Here is a 23,723-nt window from a genome sequence, read left to right as displayed (position 1 = left end):
TCATCGCCAGGATGGTGGTGGGCCCGACCCGCCGCATCGCGCCCCGATCATCTCGAATATTCAAGTGTCGATGGCTGACAACATGGCAGGACGCGTTCGATCCACCGCCGGCAATCCTGGCGTCTGACGATCGACAGGTGGTCGCCCGCGGTCTCGACGACCCGAATTCCCTTGAAGTAGTCCCCCCACGCACGTCGATCCATCCAACTTCGGCTCTGTTCCGCCACGACGAGAGTCACCTGGTAATCGAGGCGGCCCGATGGCCCCGGGTGGGGGGCCCGCAAGGCCGCCTCGACGACTCCTCGGGCTTCCGGTATCACGTCGAGCCCGAGGGCGGATTCCCAGGTCGCCAGGAGGTCCGCGTCAAGCCTCGCCATGCGCTCGTGCGGCATCGAGTCGAGCAGGATGACCGACTCGACCTGGAAGCGGGCTTCGTCCCTGCTTCGGAGCATCTCGTAGAGAACCGTCCCTGCGTAGCTGTGGGCGAGGAAGCGAACGGGACGGTCGGAGGCGTGATGTTCGACGGCCGATCTCCAATGCGAGGCCATCTCCTCGACGGTCGTTGCCGGATCTTCCCCCTCGTACCCGGGCAGCGATAGAGCCAGGATTTCACCCTCGGTCGCCAGGCATTCCGCGAGCTCGTAGTATTGCCCTCCGATCCCCGGCAAGCCGGGGAGGATGAAGCTCGCGACCGGTTTTCGAAGCACGGTCGCTCTCGCCGAACTGGGGGCCGATTTCCCCAACAACGACCGGACCCGCCCGGCGATGTCCCGGAGCGTGGGATGGCTGAAGAGGTCGGCGACGGGGATGGAGATCCCGAACTCCGCCTCCAGGCGTCGAATCAACTGAACCGCGGCCAGTGAATGCCCCCCGCTCTCGAAGAAGTGCTCGTTCGGATCGACGTGCTCACGCCCCAGGATGCCGCACCAGTGGCGGCCAAGCCTCGCCTCCAGGGGCGAGGAGGCGGCATTCGGCTCGGTCTCATCCATCCCAGGGGACTTCGGGACGGCCCAGGCGGCCAAGGTCCGGCGGTCCAGCTTGCCCCCGGCGAGGGGGAACGACTCGACGGCGATCACTTCGGCCGGGATCATGTAGGATGGAAGCCGGTCGGCCAGGCGTCGCCGCACTCCTCGTCCATCGATCGGCCTCGCGTCGCTCGGCGTGACGAAGGCGATGAGGCGCCTGTCCCCCTCCTCGCCCGCGGACACGACCGCGGCACCGCCGACCTCCGGATCTACGCCGAGGGCCGCTTCGACCTCGGCCGGCTCCACGCGATGCCCGCGGATCTTAAGCTGCAGGTCCCCCCGGCCGACGAACCGGAGCGAGCCGTCGCCTCCCCAGACGACCAGGTCTCCCGTCCGGTAGATCCGCTTGCCAGGATGCAACGGGTGGGGGACAAGGGCCGTCGCCGTCTCTCGGGGCTGATTGAGGTAGCCTCGCATCAAGCCCGGGCCGCCGACGTGCAACTCGCCGGCGCTGCCGATCGGGACCATCCGCCCGCCCCGATCGAGGACGAGGAGTTCGACCCCGGCAATGGGGCGGCCGATGGGGATCTCTGAGCCGGTCCATCCGGGCTCCAGAGCGTGGGCCGTGCAGATGACCGTGGTCTCGGTCGGTCCGTAGGTGTTGACCAGTCGCGTGCTCCCGCATCGCTCCAGGAAGCGGCGAGCGGCCGAGGCGTCGAGCCGCTCGCCGCCGACTATGACCAGCCGCAGCGAAGCCCCCAGGTCGTCGAGTGCCCGGGGATCCTCGGCCAGCAGGTGGAAGTAGGAGGTCGGCAGGTCGAGGACCGTGATCCGCCTGTCCCGCACCAAACGAGCGGCTCGCCGCGGATCGCGACGAGCCTCGTCGTCGAGGATGACGAGCGTGGCGCCGGATCGTACGGTCGGGAAGACCTCCTCCACGAAGATGTCGAAGGCCGGCGTGGAGAGCTGCGCCACGCGATCGGACGAGGTGAGTCCATACTCCTCGACGACGGCCGCGATGTAGCTGCTGAGGCTCCCGTGCTCGATCATCACCCCCTTGGGTCGTCCGGTCGTCCCGGACGTGTACATCACATAAGCGAGGCCCCCCGGCAGGGCGGACCGCCGCGGCACCTCGCCGCCGTCGGCGTCGAGCTCGTGCGTCCGGCAGCCGACCCGGTTGGCCGCCTCGCGGAGGGCGAAGGGAGTCGACCCGTCCACGATCATCGCAGCCGCCCGGGTCTCGCGGAGCATGTGCATGAGGCGAAGCTCGGCCTCATCCGGATCGACGGGCAGATACGCCGCCCCCGCCTTCAGGGCCCCGAAAACGGCGACGACATAGCCCGCCGACCTCGCCACGCAGACGGCCACGCAGGCCCCGGACGGCGTGCCCCTCCGTCGGAGCGCGGCCGCCAGGCGGTCGCTCGCCTCGTCGACCTCCTGGAAGGACCAGGTGCGATCGCTGTCCTCCATGGCGATTGCGCCCGGATGCGACCGCGCCCATCGGGCCAGCCACTCGTGGGCGCGGGGCTCAGGTATCGGGGAGGCCGGCCTTCGGCCCCATTCCAGCAATTGCCGCCGGTCCGAGTCCGAAAGCAGATCGATCCGATCGAGGGGCCGTTCCGGTTCGGATGCGAGAGCCCAGGCGGCCCGGGCCACCTCTTCCGCGATCCGCGAGGCGGTCACGGGTCGGAACAGGTCCGTCGCGAATTCGACCGCGAGCAGAGCCCCGCCGTCGCACTGCTCGGTGATCGAGAACGTCCACTCGAATTTGGCCCAGTCGCTCTCGGGGAGGATCGGGGTCAGCGTGGCATCGCCGAGTGCCGGTGGGTCGAGAGGCTCCGAGGCGTGATTCACGAGGACCTGGAAGAGCGGCGTGCGATTCATCCGCCTGGGGGGATTGAGCCTCGCGATGATGTCCTCGACCGGGACGTCGCGATGATCCATCGCGGCCGTCAGGGCCTCCTGGGCCGTGGCGACCAGTTGCCCGGCCGACCGTTCGCCCAGGCTCGCGGCCGGGCGGACGATGAGCGTGTTGACGAAGAGCCCCACGACCGAGGACAGCTCGGGCCGGCCCCGGCCGGTGGCCGGGATCCCCAGGCAGAAGTCGGTGTCCCTGGAGCGCCTGCCGAGCACGAGGTAGACGGCGGCGATCCAGACGGACAGCGGCGTGACCTTCCGAACGCGGCAGAGCGCGGCGATCGCCCGGTTCTCCCGGACGCCAAGCACGGCCGTGACGACACTCCCACGACCGCTGAGGACTTCCGGCCTGGGGAAGTCAGTGCGGAGATCCAGATCCTCGACCCCGACGAGCGTGCGTTCCCAGAACCGCAGGGCGTCGAGGCGAGCTGAGTCGGACTGCGAGGATCGATCGCAGGCCCGAAGCCAGGCCGCGTAGCCGGAGTACTGGAGCGGCCGTGGAAGCAGGCCCGCGGGCTCACCGCGACTGAGACGTGCGTAGGCGGCGGAAAGCTCGTCGAGCATGATGCGCAGCGACCAGCCGTCAGAGAGGATGTGGGGCATGCGCAGGAGGACGAGGCAGGCCCGAGGCGACCACCGCGCGACATCCGCGAGGAAGAGCGGACGGCGACGGAGATCGAACGGGCGTCCGATCAGCTCGCGTGCCATTGCCATCGCCTCGGTCTCATCCGCGACATCATGCACGACAAAGGGGACGGTGACCGAGGCGGCGATCGCCTGCACGGGCCCCCCGGGAAGCGATGGGAATCTCGTCCGGAGCGACTCGTGACAACCCATCAGGGCGTCCAGGGACTCGCGGAGCAGCCTCAGGTCCAGCGGGCCGTCGATGCGGGCGAGCCCGGGTAGGTTGTAGGCCTCCGCACCCCCGAGCTGGGCCAGGAACCACAGCCGCTCCTGGGCCGGGGTGAGGCAGGCGAGCTTCTCTCGCCCCACGATCTCTATGAGGCCGGGCTTGTTGAGCCTCGCCTCCTCGATGAGCCCCTCGTCGAGCCGGGCTCCACCGGTTACGAGCCGCAGGTGCTCTCCGTCCGCCCGGAGACGGACACCGCGATTCAAGAGGTGATGGAGGGTCACGATCGCCTGATCAGAGAACGAGTTCAAGGCTACCCTCCCCGAACATCGAGAGCTCGATCGCATCCGCCTCCTCCGGGCATCGGTCGATGGCCTCCGCCACGGCCCCCACGTCTCGAGCCGAGAAGAAGTCCCGAAGCGGGACATGCCTCCTCGAATCGCGGCCGATCTCCGCGGTGATCTGGATGGCCAGGAGGGAATGGCCTCCCAGGTCGAAGAAGTTGTCGCGGAGACCGATCGGTTGCCTTCGTAGGACTCTCTCAAAGACCTCCGCCACGAGCCTCTCGCTCGGAGTGGCCGGGGGAACATAGGGGGGACGTGACTCGTCGACCACGCCTCGGCGGGCGAGCTCGCGGCGATCGATCTTTCCCTGCTCGGTGACGGGCATCTCGTCGACGGGACAGAGCGTCGAGGGCACCATGAAGGCGGGCAGTCGTTCTCGCAACCGGCCTCGCCACTCGGCGCGGTCGATCGATCGCCGCGACTGGTAATAGGCGACAAGTCGACATAGGCCGCCATCGCCCGGCACGCCGACGACCGCGACCCGATCGACATCGGGATGCTCGCTCAGGGCCGCCTCGACCTCCGCGGGCTCGACGCGATGGCCGAGGATGCTGAGCTGCTCGTCGAGCCGCCCGAGGATCTCGAGGTTCCCGTCGGGCAGCCATCGGGCGCGGTCGCCCGTCCGATACAGGAGGCCGTCGCCGAACGGATTCGGGACGAACGAAGGCCGGTAATCGGCCGCCGGGTCGAGATACCCCGTCGCCACCCCCGCGCCCGCAACGCACAACTCACCTTTGGCTCCGGGGGGCAGCAGATCCATGCCGTCCGACAGAATGTAGACCTCGACCCCGGGGAGCGGCCGGCCGATGTGGACGCGCCGGCCGCCGGTGAGTTCCGCCACGGAGACGTTGACGGTGCATTCCGTCGGCCCATAGGCGTTGAAGACCCGGGTCGGCAGGCCCTTGAGAAAGCGCAGGATCTCGTCGGAGAGCCGGTCGCCCCCGAAGGCGACGATCCGGAGTCGTCCGTACAGGTCCCTCAGACGATCGTCCCCGAGGCTCCTGAGCGCGTCGTGGAAGGAGGGGGGGAGGTTTGCGATTGTCACCCGTTGGTCGCGGACGAGTCTCGCGAATCGATCGGGCGCGAGATCCTCCTCCGCTCGAATCACGACGGCGGCCCCGACGGTCAGGGCTGGGAAGATCTCCTCCACCGACATGTCGAAGGTCGGGGGGGCGAACTGCAAGACGCGGTCAGCGGACGAGAGCCCGTAGAGGGAAGCCATCGCCCGGCAAAGGTTCCCCAGCGAGGATCGCCGGATCCCGACCCCCTTCGGCCTGCCCGTCGTTCCGGACGTGTAGAGGATGTACGCGAGGCCCGAGGCGTGCCGCCGGCGATCGAGGGGTGCGGGGGACGACGACAGCGGCTCGAACCGCATGCCCCGTCCGAGGACCCCGACGGCACCGCTATCGGCGAGTTGCTCCGCGGCTCGTCGCCCCGGGGCGTCGACGTCGATCGGCAAGTAGGCGGCACCGCACCGCAGGACGGCCAGCGTGGCGACGATGAACTCCGTCGATCGCGCGATCCGCACCCCGACCACGCCCCCGGGGCGAACGCCGAGCCGGCGGAGCTCCTCGGCCAGGGCCAGGCTCCTCCCCCTCAACTCCGCATAGGTTGCGGCGATTCCCCCGGAGAGCACCGCGACCGCGTCGGGGGCAATCTCCGCATTGCGGTCGATCGCCTCCACGACGTCGCGGGCCTCCTCGGCGGGCCGGTCGCTTCTGCCCAGTCGCTCCAACAGCATGCGCCGATGCGGCTCGGGTAAGGCCCCCAGGGACGCGACGGTCGCATCCGGGCGGCTTGCCGCGTCGAGGAGGAGCGAGCAATAGCCCTCGAGGAAGCGCCTCGCCGTCTCGGGCAGGAGCTCGGAACGGCGGTACTTCAGGTTGATGCGGATGGAGTCGCGAAAGTCATACACCTCGAGCGTCAGGTCGTCCTCGACCTCCTGGTAGAGGTCCATGTCGACGCGTGCCGCCGATCCCAGCTCGAGCGACCCTCCCCATTCCTCGAAGATGTTCTGGTAGGTGAACGATATGGGGAACGCGGATTCCGCTCGATGATTGAGGGAGAGTCCGAGATCGGGCAGCAGCCTTGAATAGGGATAGGCGCAATGGTCGATCCCGCTCGCGAAGGACTCCCGCACTTCCCGCAGCAGCTCGGCGAACGGCCTCTCCGGAGCGGGCCTGGCGCGGGTCACGACGAGATTGAGGAAGCAGCCGATGCCGTCGCGGAACCGGGGCCGGGGCCGCAGCCCGACCGGGGTCGTCACGGCCATGTCGTCCTGGCCCGACACCCTCCCCAGAAAGGCGAAGAACGCCGCGAGCATCGTGGCCGACGGAGAGGCATGGCATCTCGCCGCCAGGGCCTTCACCGACCGCAACGGCTCGGATTCGAGCGTCGTTGACTCGCAGCCGACACCAACGGCCCGGTCCGGCGGGATGAACCCAGCGTCGCTGGGCAGGTCGAGCCGCGGGCAGACGCCGCGAAGGTGCTCGACCCAGTATCGCCGGTCCGCCTCCGCCTGACACCCGAGCAGATAGCCGCGTTCCCAGTCGACGAAGTCAAAGAGGGCCGCCTCGGCCTCCGGCGCCGCCGGCCCTCGCCCGTCTGGCGGCACCGTCGAGTCGTAGCGCCGCCAGATCTCGTTCACGAGGCGGACCGCCGAGAATCCGTCGATGATGAGGTGATGGACGATTAGCAGGACGGATTCCCCCGCTCCATCCCTCCGGACGTGGAACGCCCGCATGAGTGGGCCCATTCCTAGTGGGAAAGGCCGGCGAAGCTCGCGGACCATCCGCTCTCGCGGCGGATCGTCGCCGCCCAGATCGAGCGTCCGTAAAGAGACGAGGCCCGGCGCCGGCAGCACTTGCTGGACGATCTCCCCCGACCCGGCATCGGGGACGAATGCGACCCGGAGGGCCGGATGGTCGTCGAGGACGCCTTCCATCACCCGTTCGAAACGGTCGCGGTCCAGCGGCGCGGCCAGATGCATCAGGATGGGGACGTTATAGCTCGTGCTTCGGTCGAGCACCTCGCTGACATACCACATGCCCCGCTGGGTCTCGGAGGCGGGGAATCTCTGCCCGGCTACGACCCCGCGCGGGGCCCTGATGGGCTCACGCCGCCCGGGCCGATCGCCGCCCCGATTCAGGATGTCGCCGAATCTCCCCGCCGTGATCACCTCCGAGAAGCGGAGGTCCATGCCGAGCTCCTCATTCGCCCGCTGGATGAATTCGACGATCTTGATCGAATCGAGGCCCATCTTCGCGAACGACAGCGATCCGTCGATGCGGCCGGCATCGATCTCGAACACCTCGGCCGCCAGCGAGAGGAGCCCCGTCGCCGCTTCGGCCGGGACCTTGGCGTCGCCGCGGCTCTCATCCGCCCGGCCATCCGCATCATCCCAACGGGATCTCGCGGGGCGGCGATCCCCCGGGGCGTGGAGCCCGACCGGGGGTTCCTCCAGGATGACGTGGGCATTGAGGCCGCCGATGCTGTAGCTGTTCAGGGCCACGCGCCGGGGGCCCACGCCCGGCGACCAGGGTATCGGGGAGGACTCGAAGACGAAGCGATGTCCTTCGGGGAGATCGTCGATGAGGTCCCCCGCCGTGGCGAGGGGCGGAAGCGTACGGCTCCGGATCGCCTCTATGGCCTTGATCAGCGACGCCATCCCGGACGCGAGTTCGGGATGGCCGACCGATGGCTTGACGCAGCTCAGGTGCCAGGAAATGGCCGCATCACGCGAGGTGTAGACCCGGCGCAACGCGGCGAGCTCGAGGGCATCCGCGAATGGGTTGCCGATGCCGTGGGCCTCCAAGTAGCCAACGTCCTCCGGCCTCAGCCCGGCCCGCCTGAGGCAACGCAGGGCCGTGCCGGCGATGGCCTCGACGTTCGGCGCCTCCATCGAGAATCCCCGGCCGCCGTGCTCGACGGCCACGCCCCGGACCAAAGCCAGGATCTCGTCGCCGTCTTCCTCGGCCTCCCCGAGTGGCTTGAGGAGTGCCACGCCGATCCCTTCGCTCCGGACGAATCCGCAAGCCTTCCTGCCGAAGCTGCGGACGTGATTGTCGGCGGCGAGCAGCGCCGCGTAGGCCCCAGAATCCGCCGCCCGACGAAATCCGTCCCCGTCGATCAGGTTCACTCCCCCCACGATCGCCTGCCGGCATTCGCCGGCCCTGAGGGCGAGCACGGCCCGATGGAGTGAGAGGTAGGCCCCCGCGCAGAAGGCGTTGACCGTCTCGCTCGGGCCCCGCAGGTCAAACCTGAAGGAGACCCGATTGGCGAGCGGGACGCGATAAGCCGGCGCCGTCGCGTCGGCCCCCTCACACGGGAGTTCCGCGTTCAGGAAGACTCCCGTCTTCCGCGTCGCGAAGCGACATCGCCCGGCTTCGCGACGAGATAGCAGCTCATCGATCACCTCGAAGGTCGATCGGCCCTGACGATCCTCGACTCGAGAGTCGTCGAGCCGGCCATAGCCCAGGCCCGGGCCGTCGCCGATGGCGAGATATCGGCCTTCGAGCGATTTCTGAAAGAGAGCGGCCGATCCGGAAGCCCCCGGGAACCGGCAGGCGACGGCCACGATGGCGACCTCCGGGCCCGGGCGGACGTCCTCCCACTTCGGTCCATCCGGAGGGGCACTCCGGATCTCCCGGACACGGGTCCCCGCCCCGTCCAGGCGATCGCCCAGCTCTTCGATCAGGTAGGCCGCCAGGCGCTCCGCGGTCGGGTGCTGGAACAGCACCGTCGAGCTGAGCCTCATGTCGAGCAGGTCGTCGAGGATCAGCTTGAACTCGACCGCCTGGCTCGAGTCGGCCCCGAGTTCCGCGAAGGTCTCGCCGGCTCCCACATCCTCGGCCGAGTCATAGCCCAGGAATTCGGCCAGGCGATCCCGGATCACGTTCGCGAGCTGCCGCTCGCGGCTGGCAGGAGCCGCAAGGCGAAGCTGATCGAGACATTCGGACATGATGACCTCAGCAGAATTCCCGGGAGTTCGCCATCGCATCAGGGACGAAGGACGACCAGCTTGACCTCGCCGTCGGATCGCCCATCCGCGCCGTCGCGGAATCGGCAGGTCGTCCTGAGGATCGAGAATCTCGATCGCTTCTTCGCGGAGACGACCCGGACCTCGCCGGAGAAACGCCGCGGGCTCAACGGGGAGTGGTAGCTGCTGTTGATGTTCGCGATCAGGAAGTTCGAGAGTTGGAGCCGATGGAAGCCCTGCAGGTCGTAGCCAAGGAGCGCCGGCATCAGGCCGTGCCGGATGCAATGGGCCAGATGGACGTAGGCAAGCTGGTTGTAGCAGATATTGAATTCGACGGCGTTGAAGTGGCCCGTATCGTCGATGTAGCACGACGCGTCGATTGCAAACTCGCCCCGGATCACGAGAGATTCCCAACCCGGCACGCCATCGAACTCGGCCCTTGCGGCCCGCAGGTAGCGACAGTTCGGCCGGTAAGGGCCCAGCACGCGATCGAGGAAATCGGGGGCGAGCATGGTCTCGACCCCCGCCGCGAGGTGAAGTTGGTTATTCACGACTGGAGTCCCTCGTAGAAAGGCTGGCCGTCGTAGATCCCGATCCGGTAGCTCTTGCTCCGCTCTCCCGGCGAGACCGACGTGGACATGTGGACCAGGGATCGATTGTCCCAGATGATCAGGTCTCCCTCGTCCCAGCGATGGTCATGGACGTGCTCCTCCCGCTCGATGAAGTCGAACAGCCCCTTGAGCGTCGCGGCGTTCTCCTCGTGATTCAGGCCCTCGAGCCGGACCGTGAAGCCGCTGTTGAGGTAGAGGATCCTCTCCTTCGTAACCGGGTGAGTGATGACGGCCGGATGCCGGACGGGTGGGACCTCGCGATCGATCCGCTCGAGGAGCTCCTTCAAGGATCGGTCGATGTCCGACTCCTGCACCTTGTAGCGCAACTGGCCGGCGTGGATCGCCGTGGCGCCGTCAACGCGGGCCCGCAACTCCGACGGCAGGTCGCGGTACACCTTCGTCATGTCGATGTAGAGCGTTCCGCGCCGTTTCGGCTCGAAGACCTGCGGATAGATCGATGTCCACGACAGGGGCTTCTGCTCGAACGAGCAGTCGGTATGCCAGTAGTTCCCGGTCCCGGCAACGCCGATCTTCCGCCCCTGCTCCTTGACGTTCGACGAGACGAATATCTCGGGGTGATCCGGGTGGTGGTAGTTCGACTGGAAGTAGACCTGCGGCCGGCCCATCTTTCGGGCGAACTCGACGTACTGGGCTTCGTCGAGTTGCTGGCCGCGGATGACGACCAGCCGATGGCGATAGATCAGGTTCCTGATCTCGCCAAACTCGGGCGATCCGGCCGGCAATCGCTTGACGTCGATGCCGCGAACCTCCGCGCCGATCTCGCCCGCCCGGGGCTCGACAACTTGCAGTGCTACCGTTGCCTGGGACATGGTGAAGGCCTCTTCTGTCGCCTGGATCCTGGAAGGAGAACGAATGAGAATCGGCGGGTGTCGCCCGCCGACCCGTCAGTTCACGAGTCGCCCGCGGCCTTGCCAGAGGGCCGACCTCAGTTCGCGTCGGAGGAGCTTGCCGCTGGGGTTGCGAGGCAGGGAGTCGACGAACTCGAACGATCGGGGGACCTTGAAATCCGCGAGATGCCCGCGGGCGAACCGGGAGAGATCCTTCGCCTTCACCGACTCCCCGGGCCGGAGGACGACGAAGGCCCTGATGATTTCGCCCCAGCGGTCGTCGGGCGCACCGACCACCGCCGCCTCCTGCACTGCCGGATGAAGCCGCAGGGCCGCCTCGACCTCGGCGGGAGAGACGTTCTCGCCGGCGTAGATGATGAGGTCCTTGATCCGGTCGGTGACGAAGAGGTATCCCTCCTCGTCGAGATAGCCGGCGTCGCCGGTGTGAATCCAGCCGTTGACCAGGGTGGCCCGGGTCGCTTCGGCGTCGTTCCAGTAGCCGATCATCCGCGAGGGGGACTTCAAGCAGATCTCGCCGGTCATGCCGGGCGAGAGCCGCCGGCCGTCCGGCCCGATAACCTTCGCCTCGACCCCCGGCAACGGCCGGCCCGCGGAGAGCAGCCGGCCGCCCCCCCGCGCGTGGTCCTTCGGCCGCAGGCAGACGGCCATGTTTCCGGTCTCGGTCAGCCCGTAGATCTGGAAGAAGTCACAGCGGAAGAGGTCCATCGCCCGCTCCAGCAGCGCGGGGGAGATGGGAGAACCGCCGTAGAGCAGTCCCGTCACGCTCGAGAAGTCGGCCGAGATCGACGCTGGTTCGGCCAGGACGAACTGGATCATCGCCGGCACGAGCGGCACCTTCGTGATTCGCCATCGCTGAATGAGTTCGATAACCACTGTCGGCTGGAACGACTCGATCACGATGCCGGTGGCGCCGGCCAGATAGCCCTGGACGGCCCACCAGAGCCCCCCGATGTGGAACTGGGGGAGGGACAGCAAGAGGCGGTCTCCCGCGCCGAGGTCCATCCAAACGTCCCCTTCCGCCCGCATGCCACGCAGAAGGTGGAAGAAGGTCCGGTTGGGCAGGACGACCCCCTTCGGGTGGCCCGTCGTACCGGAGGTGTAGACCTGGACGACCGGGTCCTCCTCGTCGTGCCCGTCGACCGCGACCGGCGCTCTCGGCCGATCGCGCCAGGACTCATACGAGTCACCCCCGGCGGGACCATCGAGGGAGATGACGCGCGGCTCGCATGGAAGCCCGCCGCACTCGCGCAAGCGAGAGATCGACTCCACGGAGGTGAAGAGGAACTTCGAGCCGCTGTCGGCGACGATGTAAGCGGCTTCCTTCGGAGAGAGCCGCCAGTTGATGGGCACGAGCACCGCACGCGCCCGAGCCGCCCCGAACAGCACCTCGTAACTGGCCAGCGAGTCCTTCGCCAGGATCGCGACCCGGTCGCCCGGCCCGATCCCCGCGTCGCGAAGCGCCGCGGCGATCCGGTCGGCGCGACGGTCCAGCTCGGCGAACCCGACCGACTCCTCCTCGAATCGGAAGGCCGTACGGTCGCCCAGGGACGTCGCGAGGGTGGTACAGGCCAGCGAGAGCGTGCCGGGCGGATCGGTGCAGGTGCTCGACATCTTTCCGGTTACCTCCCGCCCGCGCGTCGGCGAGCCGCGAGGGAGATCACGCCGACGAGCCCCGAGCCCAGCAGGACCATCGAGGCTGGCTCGGGGACCGATGTGGCGTTCAACGAAAAGCGGCCGACGTTCTGGCCCGCGGGCGGACCGCCGAAGAAGAACTCGCTGAACTCGGGGGCATACACGAGATCGCCGCTGATAGACAGCCCCCCCGCCGTGGTCGTCACCACGACGTTCTGCGTATCGAACACGGGGACGACCCCCATGATGGTGTTGCTCAGATACCAGCCGCTGTCGCCGCCGACGGCGCGGGCAGCGTCGTACTGGAGCGTGAAATTGCCGAAAGCGTTCCAGATCGAACCCGTGGCGATGAGGGGATCGTTGCCGTACCAGAAGCTCACCGCGCCGGCCGTGCCGATCTGGCCAGAGGCCGTCCCCGCCACGTTGGACGGATCGTAGGTGAAGTTAGTGGTCGGGCCGGCGGCCGCGGTCGAACCGTTGACGTCGAATACCAGGCCGGTCGACGACGGGCGGACCCACCCCTGGCGGAGGTCGGCGAAGCTGGCGGCGGTGCCGGGCCGCAGGTCGTTAGCAGAGAGCCCGACGATCTCGCTGCCGGAGATGTAGCGGCCGAATTCGAGGAACGTCTGGCTCGTGTCGTAGGACGTGCCGTAGTAGTCGCCGAGCACCGCGTCCAGGGCGGCTACGTTGACATCATTGGCGAAGGCGGCGCCATCCAGGTTGAGGGTCAACGATCCGCCGGTGACCTGGTCCGCGCGGGCCGGCGGCATCGAGGCCGTCGCCAGGATGAAGAGGATCGCAGCCGAATAGGTTCGCACATGCTTTTGCATTGAATTTCCCTTGTGTAGTGGGCATGAGATCGTCGAGGAATCGTCGGAGTGGAAGGTACAGCGGCTCGGTTCGGGTGCGGAGCCCGCCCGCCGGGCCGTCAGGGCCCACGGCCGCCGACGGCCCCCGCATCCGGGCGGGCCATCGTCCCGCCGGCCCCGAGGCTCAATCGCCCCGCTGCCGTCCGGGGCGGCGACGAACGATCGCCGAGACCCCGACGCCGCCGAGCGCGAGGAGCACAGCCGAGGAGGGCTCGGGGATGGCCGCGTTCGTGTCCCTCAGGGTCGCGGTGATCGTGATCGTGCCGAAATTCGTGCCCGCGACGGCACCGGGATCGAGCACGGTAAGGCCGCCACCGATGAGCAGGTTCCCGCTGATCGTGAGGATGTCGCCCTGCACGGAGATCTTCGCGTCACCGAGGTCGGCGAACGCCGCGTTGAGGAAGTCGATGTTGCTCGTCAGTACCAGCTTCGACCCCGTGTACCGAAGCGCGAAATCGCCGTACAACAGCGAGCCCGTGAAGGGCCCCGTCCAGCGCTGCATGTGCGTGAACGCAATTTGCTCACCGAGCGTAGAATTGCCGACGAACCCGAATGCGTTGTTGGATTGCGTCCACGAACCCAGCACATCGCTCGTGTTTTCGATCTCGAGCGTGGTCTCTTGAGGGCTCCGCGTCACACCCGGCGTCCCGGGATAGGGCGTGGGAGTCACTCCGTACGGCCGGATATCGTCGGTCAAGGTGACGATATTCCCCGACGAGGTCCAGGGGGCATTCCCCGGCGCGGGGTCGGTGAGGATCTGAGTGCGAGTGGCCAAGGCGTCGAAGTACGCGTTGAACGTGCTGATCGCGGCGGCCTTCCCCTCGGTCAGGGTGATCGCGGCACTCCCGCCGGTGATGATGAACCCGGCACGCGCCGGAGAGGACGACAGCAGGACGACGATCGACGCGGCCAGGAAGGCGAGGCGGCACCACCGCCCCGGCGGGGGAGTAGCGGTCGCAACGGCGGCTTCGGTGGGGTGAAGAGGGCAGGGGAGGGATCGGCAGCTCATGGGGTTTCCTCGGGGTGACATCGGGGTTTCTCGACGAATTGGGTCACTTGGCCAGTCGCTCGACAACGGCGCCGAGCTCATTGTGGAAGGGGATTGCCATCGCCCGGAGCAAGTTCACGTCGTCCGGTGCGGCGACCCCGGGGTTGCCCGATTGAAAAGGGGGATGAGGGTCGTATTCCATCATCAATTGCACGGCTTTCGCGTATTTCTCGTCCTTGAGCCTGGCGGCCAGGGTAAGGGCGAAATCGATCCCCGCGGTGACGCCTGCGCCGGTCACCCGGTTGCGGTCCACGACGACCCGCTCCGAGACCGGCTCCGCGTCGAACTTCTTGAGGTCGTCCAGGGCAAGCCAGTGGGACGTGGCCTTGTAGCCCTTCAAGAGCCCGGCGGCCCCCAGGACGAGCGACCCGGTGCAGACGCTCGTCACGAAGGTCGCCTTGGCCCCGCGCGAGGCGACGAACTCGCGGACCTCCCGATCGGCCATCGCCGCCAGGGTGCCGTCGGTCCCGCCGGGGATGAAGAGGACCGCGGGCGAGTCCCCGCAATCGCGGAATGTCCGCGTCGGCCGGAAAGGCACTCCCGTATCCGAGACGACCTCGTTCGTGTCCTTCCAGACGAGCCATGTCTTGAATTCGGGTCCGAGGAGGGAGAAGACGTGCTGAGGGCCGATCAGGTCGAGGGCCGTGAATCGCGGGTAGGTGAGCATCAGGATCTCGGCCTGGGCCGCGTGGGACGCGTCCGGGCGATCGGTCGCAGCCCGAGCCGCGGGGGCTGCCTGGGCCGCGGTCGCGAGCGACCGGGCGGCCCATCCGCCCGCGAAGGCGCCGCCGGCGGCGGTGGTCGTCAAGAGCATCTGTCGACGGTTCATCATCAGCGAAGGCTCCAGGATGCGAGGAGGACGGCCATGCCGCCCCATCGGGCCGCGGGGTTAGGGGAGCTTGATCGGCGGGATCAGGTTGACGCCCGGCCGGACCGTGAGTTTCGAGATCGGATGGGAGGGGTCGGCGTACCTGCCGCCGAAGCGGTCGGCCTCCCCATCCGGCCACGTGGCGGTGAGCGTATATGCCCCTTCCGGAAGGCCGAGGGCGCCGTCGGCCTGTGCGGGGGCGAATCGGCCGTCGGAATGCACCGTGGCGGTGACCATCGACCCGCCATCGGCGGGGTGGAACGAGATCACCGCCCCGGCGGCCGGCTTCTTGCCCACGAAGAGCCTGCCGTCGATGGGATAGACTGGCACCGGATCCGGCCGGGAGCTGGACGCCCAGCAACCGCTCACGACCAACGCCCCCAGCAGCAAGGCCACGAGGCGGATGCGTCGCGGTTGCGCGATGGTGGCATGCCGGCGCCGAGACGAATCGAGGAGCTTCACCAGTCTCCTCCGATCGGGGTCGGGTTCTTCGGGTCGATGACGGCCGCCCAGGTCGAGGCCGAGATCTCCCGGCGGACGGTGCGGACGCTGCCGTCTCCCATCGCCACCACGAGGCCCCCGGCGTGCGGGCTGCTGAACCACTCGAGATTGCACTCCTTCCGAGAGCGCACCCCGATGTTCGCCGGCACCGCGACGGTCGGGCTGAGGGGGAGGAAGTTGAGGTCCCAGTAGTGTTCGAAGAAGGTCCCCGCGAATGCCGCCCAGGGGCCGGTCGCCGGGAAGTCGCACTGGTGGATCCGCTCGGCGAGCAGGATCGTGTTCGAGGTGCCGCGAACGACAAAGCCCGTCGACAGGTTGAACCGGCTGAGCCGTTGATCGGACGGAGCAGGCGCAGGTGTGAACAGAGGCTGGTTCGTCGTGTAGCTCGCCGCTCGTGCCTGGGTGGCATCCTGGATCGTCACGTCCGACGGGCAGAGGAACGCGCTCAGTCGCGTCGAGCTCGTCGCGTTCCCGGCCTCGATGAAGCCCTTGAGGATCGTGAACGTGTCCGCGTAGCGGTAGGGATCGGGCAGGACGTTGGCGTACGTGTTCCCCGGGAGGCGGTTGTGGGAATTCTCGAAGTTGTGCACCGCCAGCGCGATCTGCTTGAGGTTGTTCCTGCACGCCGTCTGGCGCGCCGCCTCGCGGGCCTGCTGCACGGCGGGGAGCAGCAACCCGACAAGGATCGCGATGATTGCGATCACCACCAGCAGCTCGATCAGCGTGAAGCCGCGAGCGAGGGCCTTCACCCTCGCCGGGACTTTCTGCACGCCCATCATCGTCCACCCACTCCCTCCGCGGCGACGGAGCTCGGACCAAACGAGGTGCTCCCCCGGATCGCCCCCCGCATCCCTCTCTCGCGATGGAAGCGATGCGCCCGCCCGGCACAGCACAAAATGACATGACATCAGGATATATCCTGAAAATCTGTTAATAACCTCACTATTCATGGAAACCGAATTCCAGCAGCAAGTTAAAATCATGCTCAGCAGTTACTATCGGATTGCTTTTGGTCAGCGCGTGGCGGAGCGGTCCCCCGAGGCGATCGAGACGCCGGAGGGGGAAGGGACGGAAGGTCTCGTGCCGCGGTAGAGGCTCGCGCGGACGTCGGAGGCATGCCGCGATCACGACAGCGCCAAGGGCGTCCGTGTGAGGATCCCGGCGATCAACATTGCGCCTCCGCAAGGGAGGCACGCCGCGAGCGGGTGTGCCGGTCCGGCGATGCGCGGGCGTAGTCTCGGCGTGATCTCCTCGTTTGGCAACCCAGCGCCGGCCACGAGGGGACTGGGAGCCCGTGCATGACCGTCAACAAGGGAGCGATCGAGGAGCTTCGAGACGATCTCAGCCGAGCCGGGCGGGCTCCGGCGGCTCGTCGATTCGCCCGCGGACGGGCTCGGGAGGGCGGGATGGGCCGCGGGATACCAGGGGGCGCCACAGGGCGCTGGGCACTGGGCGGAGGATTTCTCCCACCAGCGCCTCGTCTCCCTGAGTCCGGGGGCACGGAGGGGTCGGCAGGACCGGCGCACCGCTCGGGTCGGCTCCGAGGCAGGAGCTCTCGCCCCGGCTGACGGGCAAGGGAGCCTCCGAGCGTCCCCCGGGCGCCTCGGGAGATGTCGTCCCGGCGACGGCCGGGGATTCCCCCTGGCCTTGATCCGGGGACGATTCAGGCTCGGGTTGGGCCGGGCCGCAGCAGCAGGACTCCTTGCGGCAATTGCGGCACTTGCAATGCTTCGCGTGCTCCTCCTCGGTCGCGTACCCGCCGGTCGACGCGGCCGCGACGCCATGGAGGCCGAGACAGACGACGACCGCCAGGAGCCGCCATAACCGGCGGGGGTGGTCACCGATGTCTCGGTCGCGAGATCTCATCGATTTTCGCACGTTCCGCCAGGAGGAGTGTGGGCGATTCCGCACAACGCCGAGCATTGTAGGCTCCCGACACCTCAGCGCCTAGAGGGGCGGGGCGCGCATGTTCCCGAGGAACCAAAGAAACGCATAATATATACAGTGATATAATCATGATATTGATGCTCAGAGAAACCGCGCCGTTCATCGAATCCGCGGTCGCGCGGTACTTACCGGTCATCCGCGGCGCCGACGTCCGGCGACGGGCCGCGACGGTCAAGGCCGCCTTGCGATAAGACGTCTGGTCGAGGTGGCGTCCCAGTGGTGGAGCCGAAAGCGGAAGGTGCTGTCATGACACGTCGGATGGTGGGCATCCTGATCTTCCCCGAGGTCGAAGTGCTCGACTTCTGCGGCCCGTTCGAGGTGTTCTCGGTAGCCCCTCTCGATGAGGAGCGACGGAGGGATGAGCCGGCGCCTTATGAGGTGGTCCTGATCGCCGAGGGCCAAGGCACGGTGATCGCGACCGGAGGTCTCAAGGTCGTGCCGGATCATGACCTGGTCGCAGCCCCATCGCTCGACGTCCTGATCGTGCCGGGAGGCTGGGGGACTCGACGGGAGATGAGTAATGACCGCCTGCTCTCGTGGATCGCCAGGCAGGCGAGGCGGGGGACCACGATGGCGTCGGTATGCACCGGCTCGTTGTTGCTCGGGAAGGCCGGGCTGCTCGACGGCAAACGAGCGACGACACACTGGCGGGCACTCGAAGACATGCGGGCTTGGTTCCCGACGGTGACCATCGTCGAAGACGAGCACATCGTCCAGGACGGGAACCTGATCACCTCAGCGGGCATAGCGGCCGGCATCGATCTGGCGCTGCGCATGGTCGCCGCCCACCATGGCGACACCGTGGCCAGAGCGACAGCCAGGTACATGGAGTATCCGTTCCCGGAAACCAACCGCAGGCGGGTTTGAGGCGCGAACGCCCTCAGCGTTCATGGAGGCCTTGCTCACGGATCCCAATCATCTCATGCCAGGCATCTGGACCTCCCGCCAACCCTTGAAGGGCCGTCGGGCCTGTTTTCGTGGCACCCCCCGCTCGCCCTCGCCGTTTGCTAGTTATGTCCTCATCCCAGGGATCCCCCCTTGCCGATATTCCCCATGATCCCGCGAGGGCGGAGGAGTCGTCCCCGCGTTGGCATCGATCCGCGACGTCAGGAGGACGGAGCGCATGACGGGTTCATTCCCGGGGATGAGAAGGTCGCTCGCCGCTGCGCTGCTCCTGGGAGCCGTGGCGCCTTCCCTTGCGGCGCAGGACCTTGCGCCGATCCCTCCCGCCTCGGTCTCGCCGCCGGCGCTCCCGCCCGCGATCCCGGGGGCGGCGACGACGCCTCCTGCCCGCCGGCCGACGGCCTCGCCGCTGGCCTCCTCGCCGACGATCAACGCCGCGCCGTTCGGGCCGGATGACCTGCGATTCCCGATCACCCTGGCCGCGGCACTGCGGCTCTCGGACGCCCGGCCGCTGGTCGTCGCCGCCGCCCAGGCCAGGGTCTGGGTCGCCGAGGCCGAGCTCACCCAGGCCAAGGTCCTCTGGCTGCCGGACCTCAACATCGGCTTCGACTACATCCGCCACGACGGCGGCGGCCCCGACTTCAACAAGGGGATCATGACCGCCCCCAGCGTCAACTTCTTCTACGCCGGCGCCGGGCTCTGGGGGAACGACCTGGGCATCATCCACACCACCGACGCGATCTATCAGCCGCTGGTGGCCCGCCAGGTCCTGAACGCCCGCCACTGGGACACCCAGGCCGCCAAGAACGACGCGATGCTCCGGACCTCCGACGCCTACTTCGGGGTCCACCGCAGCCGCGGCACGTTCGCCGCCCACCTCTACCTCCTGGACCTGGGGGGCAAGCTCATCAAGGAGGTGGACCAGCTCGGTCGCGACCTCGTCCCGGCGTACGAGGTCGACCGGGTGCGCAACTTCGTCGCCGACCTCCAGCAGCAGGCCGTCTCCGCCCGCGAGCAGTGGCGGGTGGACAGCGCCGGACTCACCCGGATCCTCCGCCTGGATCCCCGCGCCGTGCTCGAGCCGCTCGAGCACGACCACGCCCAGATCACCCTGATGGACCCGGGCCGGGAGCTCGACGACCTGATGAGCGTCGCGCTCGCCAATCGCCCGGAGCTGGCCTCGCGGCAAGCCTCGGTCGCCGCGGCCGAGATCGGCATCCGCCGCGAGAAGGCCCGGCCGTTCATCCCGACGATCGGGATCGCCGGCTTCCAGTCGCCCTTCGAGATGCTCCAGGCGGGGATCTTCGGCATGGGCCCCAACAGCAGCCTGAACCAGTGGAAAGGGCGGGTCGATGTCAGCATCCAGCCCCTCTGGCAGCTCCGCAACGTGGGGCTCGGCAACCTCGCGATGATCAAGGCCCAGCGGGGGATGGAGTCGCAGGCGATCATCGACCTCTTCGACGCCCAGGACGGCGTGGCGGAGGAGGTCACCCAGGCGAGGGCCCGGCTCCAGTCCGCCGCCGCCCGCGTCTACCAGGCCGATCGCGCCCTCCGCAGCGGCCTGATCACCTACCAGGGGACCGCCGAGGGCCTGAGGCAGACCAGCCGCTTCGGCGACGTCCTGACGCTCATCAGCCGGCCCCAGGAGGCCGTCTACGCCCTCGAGCTCCTCCAGCGTGCCTTCGCCGAATACTACACGACCGTGGCGGAATACAACCGCGCCCAGTTCGCGATGTTCCACGCCCTGGGCTATCCGGCCCGCGAGCTCGCCGAGCTGCGGCCGCTGGGACCGGCCATCCCCGTGGACACCACCCGGCCGAATTACCTGCCGCCGGTCGGCAACGGGCCGCCCCCGGCGTCGCGATGAGGGGACCGAGGGTGACGAGCATGGATCCGACGACCCGACGATCCGACGGCGCCCCGCGGCGGCCCACGGGCTCCGACCGCTCGCGTCGCGCCGCGCGACGAGCCGCCCTGGGCCTCGCGCTGCTCGCCGGCGGGACCGCCCCCGGGGCACCCGCGTTCGACGGCCCCGGCCGCCTCATGACGACACCGTCGCCACCTCCGGCCAGGGCCGACGCGCTGCCGTCGGCCGTGTCGTCGAACATCGAGCGATTCGTCCGCTCCAACGGCCTCGACCGGCCGGCGACCGCCGCCCCTCCTTCACGCCCCGCGCAGGGCCCGGCGAGCGGCCTCGGCCCCGTGCCGTCGCCGCTCCCCCCCTCGCCCCCGCCGCTGGGCGAGGCCCCGAAGATCCAGGCCGCGGCCCTCGGCCCGGACGATCTCCGCTTCCCCATCAACCTGGCCGCGGCGCTGCGGCTCTCGGACGCCCGGCCGCTGGTCGTCGCCGCCGCCCAGGCCAGGGTCTGGGTCGCCGAGGCCGAGCTCACCCAGGCGAAGCTCCTCTGGGTCCCCGACCTGAACGTCGGCGCCAGCTACATCCGCCACGACGGCGGCGGCCCCGACTTCAACAAGGGGATCATGACCGCCCCCAGCGTCAATTTCTTCTACGCCGGCGCCGGGCTGACCGGCTTCGTCTCCACGGCCGACGCGATCTATCAGCCGCTGGTGGCGCGCCAGGCCCTCAACGCCCGGCACTGGGACACCCAGGCCGCCAAGAACGACGCCCTGCTCCAGACCGCCGACGCCTACTTCGCGGTCCACCGCAGCCGCGGCACCTACGCGAGCCTCCTCTACACCGTCGGCCTGGGCCGCAAGCTCGTCGTCCAGTTCGACGCCCTCGGCCGGGACCTCGTCCCCGCCTACGAGATCGATCGCGCCCGGACGACCGTCGCCGAGCTCCAGCAGCAGGCCGTCTCCGCCCGCGAGCGCTGGCGAATCGACAGCGCCCGGCTCACCCGGGTCCTCCGCCTGGATCCCCGCGCCGTGCTCGAGCCGCTCGAGCACGACCACGCCCAGGTCACCCTCCTGGACCCCGGCCGGCCTCTCGAGGACCTGATGGCCGTCGCGCTCGGCAATCGCCCGGAGCTCGGCTCCCGCCGGGCCTCGGTGGCCGCCGCCGAGGCGGGCATCCGCCGCGAGAAGGCCCGCCCGCTCCTGCCCAGCGTGCTGCTCAACGGCTTCCAGAGCCCCGGCGGCATGCTCCTCCAGGGGGGCGTCTTCGCCATCGGCCCCAACGACAGCCTGAACCAGTGGAAAGGCCGCGACGACGTCAGCGTCCAGTGCATCTGGCAGCTCGAGAACTTCGGCATCGGCAACCTCGCGAGGATCAAGGGCCAGCGGGGCAAGCAGTCGCAGGCCATCGTGGACCTCCGGCGGATGCAGGACCGGGTGGCCGAGGAGGTCACCGAGGCGAGGGCCCGGCTCCAGTCCGCCGCCGCCCGCGTCTACCAGGCCGATCGCTCCGTCCGCGCCGGCGTCTTCGCGTTCAACGGGGCCTTCGAAGGCCTCCGGCAGACCAGCCGCTTCGGCGACGACGTCCTGACGCTCATCAGCCGGCCCCAGGAGGTCGTCTACGCCCTCGAGCTGCTCCAACGCTCGTTCGACGAGTACTTCGCGACCGTCGCGGAGTATAACCGCGCCCAGTTCGCGATGTTCCACGCCCTGGGTTACCCGGCCCGCGAGGTCGCCGAGCTTCGGCTCCCCGGCGAGCCGATCCCCGTGGAGACCTCCCGCCCCGGCTACCTCCCGCCCGTCGGCAATGGCCCCCCGCCGGCCTCTCGGTAACTTCGGCCCGGCCCCATCGGCGATCATTCCGCCCCTCCCTGTCCGGGCAGGCTAAACTCGCCGGGGGGCGTATGCCGATAATCGATGATACGCTCCTTTGCGCGCCCCTTCAGAACGTCTTATCCCGTGTTTTTTCCTCGGCTTGTGGAGAAATGACGCGCGGCGATCGGCTCCTCTTGCGTTTGTTTCCTTGGGCAACGCACCGGCAACCTGGCCGGGGCGAACAGGAAGTGAACCCCACAAAGGAGTTGATCGGATGAGCTCGATCCTGAACATCGTGGCGATGCTGAAGGGTGACAAGGCGACCGAGGCCGCGAACACGCAGCGTCGCAAGGTGCGCAGGGCCTCGACCTGCGAGGCGCTGGAGGGCCGCCAGCTCCTCAACGGGAGCTGGAGCGGCGGGATGGGGAACGGCGGGATGGGGAGCGGCGGAATGGATGCCGCCCCGGACTGGGGCTCGAACGGCAGCCAGGCCCAGTTCCAATCGTTCCGCGGCCAGCAGAACGCCTTCAGCGGCATGCCGACCTCGGGCCGATTCGACTTCCACACCGGCTACAACAAGACATCCGATAGTTCGTCCTCGGGCAGCAGCTCCACCTCGGATTCCAGCAGCTCCACTTCCACTTCCACGACCGATTCCAGCAGCTCCACCACCGACGCCGCCACCGCGCAGGCCAACCGCGAGGCCTTCCAGACGCTCCAGGGCGACATCAAGACGCTCCAGGGGATGGTCTCGACCACGCTCCAGGACTCGATCAAGGCGGACGTACAGATCATCGACAAGGCCCTGGCCTCGATCGCGCCGAAGACCGGCACGGATAGCTCGTCGACCTCCGACAGCTCGACGGATTCGTCGTCCACCACTGATAGCTCGACCACGTCGACGACGGACACCACGACCACGTCGACGGACGCCCTCACGAAGCTGACGACCCTGCTCAAGGACGCGAAGGTCTCAGACAACGTGATCTCCGCGATCACCACGGACATCCAGTCCTACCAGTCCGCGATCAAGTCGGCCGACTCAACCCTGTACGACAAGATCACGACCGAGCGGGCCGCGCTCAAGGCGAGCCTGCCGACCGACATGCAGACGAAACTTGATGACGTCGGCGACGGCCTCGACGGCCTCGGCGGGACCTTCGGCATCAACCTCGACGGCGACTCCGCCACACCGGATAACAGCGGCCTCCCGAGCCTGACCCAGGGCGGGCCCGGCTTCTCCACGAACAACCAGGGCGGGCCCAGCCTCTCCACGAACAACCAGGGCGGGCCCGGCTTCTCCACGAACAACCAGGGCGGGCCCAGCCTCTCCACGAACAACCAGGGCGGGCCCAGCCTCTCCACGAACAACCAGGGCGGGCCCGGCTTCTCCACGAACAACCAGGGCGGGCCCGGCTTCTCCACGAACAACCAGGGCGGGCCCGGCTTCTCCACGAACAACCAGGGCGGGCCCAGCCTCTCCACGAACAACCAGGGCGGCGTTGCCGTCTCGGATGTGGCGTCGAACACCGGTTCCGGCGGCCAGGCCAATTTCGAGGGACCCGGATCGAGCATCCGTAGCAATCAGGGCGGCGGGAGCTACGGCTCTTTCCGCGAGTCCTTCAACAACGGCGGCGGCGGCGGCGACCGCTTCGGCGGCTTCTACGGCTCGGGCGGCTTCGGCGGACGTGGGCGGTAAGTCGCCCCCAGGCCCCGGCACCCTCCGGCCGGCCGCGTCCCATCCTCGCCCGG

General features: G+C 68.4%; 14 protein-coding genes. 4 read left to right on the top strand and 10 right to left on the bottom strand.

What is annotated here, in order from left to right; translation table 11 throughout:
- Positions 1-47 precede the first annotated feature (47 nt).
- The 10 genes from G6O54_RS09545 to G6O54_RS09500 all read right to left on the bottom strand — a co-directional run bounded on the left by G6O54_RS09545 (position 48) and on the right by G6O54_RS09500 (position 16,231).
- A complete protein-coding gene (locus G6O54_RS09545; RefSeq protein WP_165223865.1) occupies positions 48-4,043 on the bottom strand; it encodes a non-ribosomal peptide synthetase in 3,996 nt (1,331 codons plus the stop codon).
- Positions 4,027-9,036 carry a non-ribosomal peptide synthetase gene (locus G6O54_RS09540; RefSeq protein ID WP_165223862.1) on the bottom strand — a complete coding sequence of 1,670 codons (5,010 nt, stop codon included), beginning with the start codon at positions 9,034-9,036 and terminating at the stop codon, positions 4,027-4,029. The genes G6O54_RS09545 and G6O54_RS09540 overlap by 17 nt, the downstream gene beginning before the upstream one ends.
- 38 nt (positions 9,037-9,074) lie before the next feature.
- A complete protein-coding gene (locus tag G6O54_RS09535; RefSeq protein ID WP_205678722.1) occupies positions 9,075-9,605 on the bottom strand; it encodes an FcoT family thioesterase in 531 nt (176 codons plus the stop codon).
- A complete protein-coding gene (locus G6O54_RS09530; protein ID WP_165223859.1) occupies positions 9,602-10,495 on the bottom strand; it encodes a TauD/TfdA dioxygenase family protein in 894 nt (297 codons plus the stop codon). The genes G6O54_RS09535 and G6O54_RS09530 overlap by 4 nt, the downstream gene beginning before the upstream one ends.
- Before the next feature lie 75 nt (positions 10,496-10,570).
- Entirely contained in the window at positions 10,571-12,145 is a 1,575-nt protein-coding gene (locus tag G6O54_RS09525) for a long-chain-fatty-acid--CoA ligase (RefSeq protein ID WP_165223856.1), read from the bottom strand.
- Positions 12,146-12,153: 8 nt separating this feature from the next.
- Entirely contained in the window at positions 12,154-12,996 is an 843-nt protein-coding gene (locus G6O54_RS09520) for a PEP-CTERM sorting domain-containing protein (RefSeq protein WP_165223853.1), read from the bottom strand.
- A gap of 163 nt (positions 12,997-13,159) precedes the next feature.
- The gene (locus tag G6O54_RS09515; protein ID WP_165223850.1) at positions 13,160-14,044 is read right to left on the bottom strand and encodes a PEP-CTERM sorting domain-containing protein; all 885 of its coding nucleotides are present in this window, start codon (positions 14,042-14,044) and stop codon (positions 13,160-13,162) included.
- A 43-nt stretch (positions 14,045-14,087) separates the two neighbouring features.
- The gene (locus tag G6O54_RS09510) at positions 14,088-14,915 is read right to left on the bottom strand and encodes a DJ-1/PfpI family protein (RefSeq protein ID WP_165223847.1); all 828 of its coding nucleotides are present in this window, start codon (positions 14,913-14,915) and stop codon (positions 14,088-14,090) included.
- 57 nt (positions 14,916-14,972) lie between these two features.
- On the bottom strand, positions 14,973-15,413 hold the full coding sequence (locus tag G6O54_RS09505; protein ID WP_165223844.1) for a carboxypeptidase-like regulatory domain-containing protein: 441 nt from the start codon (positions 15,411-15,413) through the stop codon (positions 14,973-14,975).
- Positions 15,410-16,231 (bottom strand): DUF1559 family PulG-like putative transporter, encoded by an 822-nt coding sequence (locus tag G6O54_RS09500; protein ID WP_165223841.1) that lies wholly within the window; start codon positions 16,229-16,231, stop codon positions 15,410-15,412. The genes G6O54_RS09505 and G6O54_RS09500 overlap by 4 nt, the downstream gene beginning before the upstream one ends.
- 1,426 nt (positions 16,232-17,657) lie before the next feature.
- On the opposite strand from G6O54_RS09500, the gene G6O54_RS09495 reads away from it, so the two are divergent.
- The 4 genes from G6O54_RS09495 (at position 17,658) to G6O54_RS09480 (ending at position 23,670) form a co-directional block, all read left to right on the top strand.
- Entirely contained in the window at positions 17,658-18,266 is a 609-nt protein-coding gene (locus tag G6O54_RS09495) for a DJ-1/PfpI family protein (RefSeq protein ID WP_205678721.1), read from the top strand.
- A 256-nt stretch (positions 18,267-18,522) separates the two neighbouring features.
- Complete coding sequence (locus G6O54_RS09490) at positions 18,523-20,169, top strand: TolC family protein (RefSeq protein ID WP_165223838.1); 1,647 nt, start codon at positions 18,523-18,525, stop codon at positions 20,167-20,169.
- 20 nt (positions 20,170-20,189) lie between these two features.
- A complete protein-coding gene (locus tag G6O54_RS09485; protein WP_165223835.1) occupies positions 20,190-21,989 on the top strand; it encodes a TolC family protein in 1,800 nt (599 codons plus the stop codon).
- A gap of 256 nt (positions 21,990-22,245) precedes the next feature.
- Positions 22,246-23,670: a dermokine domain-containing protein gene (locus G6O54_RS09480; protein ID WP_165223832.1), complete on the top strand. Its 1,425-nt coding sequence runs from the start codon at positions 22,246-22,248 to the stop codon at positions 23,668-23,670.
- The last annotated feature ends 53 nt before the right edge of the window (positions 23,671-23,723 follow it).

It is taken from the genome of Aquisphaera insulae (assembly GCF_011064615.1).
GTDB lineage: Bacteria > Planctomycetota > Planctomycetia > Isosphaerales > Isosphaeraceae > Aquisphaera > Aquisphaera insulae.
Note: the sequence above shows the minus strand (reverse complement) of the source record. Positions and strands in the feature narration are given on the sequence as shown.

Coding starts and splice junctions, on each gene's coding strand:
- G6O54_RS09480 (WP_165223832.1), top strand. CDS start 22,246: ATGAGCTCGATCCTGAACATCGTGGCGATGCTGAAGGGTGACAAGGCG.
- G6O54_RS09500 (WP_165223841.1), bottom strand. CDS start 16,231: ATGATGGGCGTGCAGAAAGTCCCGGCGAGGGTGAAGGCCCTCGCTCGC.
- G6O54_RS09490 (WP_165223838.1), top strand. CDS start 18,523: ATGACGGGTTCATTCCCGGGGATGAGAAGGTCGCTCGCCGCTGCGCTG.
- G6O54_RS09525 (WP_165223856.1), bottom strand. CDS start 12,145: ATGTCGAGCACCTGCACCGATCCGCCCGGCACGCTCTCGCTGGCCTGT.
- G6O54_RS09485 (WP_165223835.1), top strand. CDS start 20,190: ATGGATCCGACGACCCGACGATCCGACGGCGCCCCGCGGCGGCCCACG.
- G6O54_RS09495 (WP_205678721.1), top strand. CDS start 17,658: ATGGTGGGCATCCTGATCTTCCCCGAGGTCGAAGTGCTCGACTTCTGC.
- G6O54_RS09530 (WP_165223859.1), bottom strand. CDS start 10,495: ATGTCCCAGGCAACGGTAGCACTGCAAGTTGTCGAGCCCCGGGCGGGC.
- G6O54_RS09515 (WP_165223850.1), bottom strand. CDS start 14,044: ATGAGCTGCCGATCCCTCCCCTGCCCTCTTCACCCCACCGAAGCCGCC.
- G6O54_RS09540 (WP_165223862.1), bottom strand. CDS start 9,036: ATGTCCGAATGTCTCGATCAGCTTCGCCTTGCGGCTCCTGCCAGCCGC.
- G6O54_RS09520 (WP_165223853.1), bottom strand. CDS start 12,996: ATGCAAAAGCATGTGCGAACCTATTCGGCTGCGATCCTCTTCATCCTG.
- G6O54_RS09510 (WP_165223847.1), bottom strand. CDS start 14,915: ATGATGAACCGTCGACAGATGCTCTTGACGACCACCGCCGCCGGCGGC.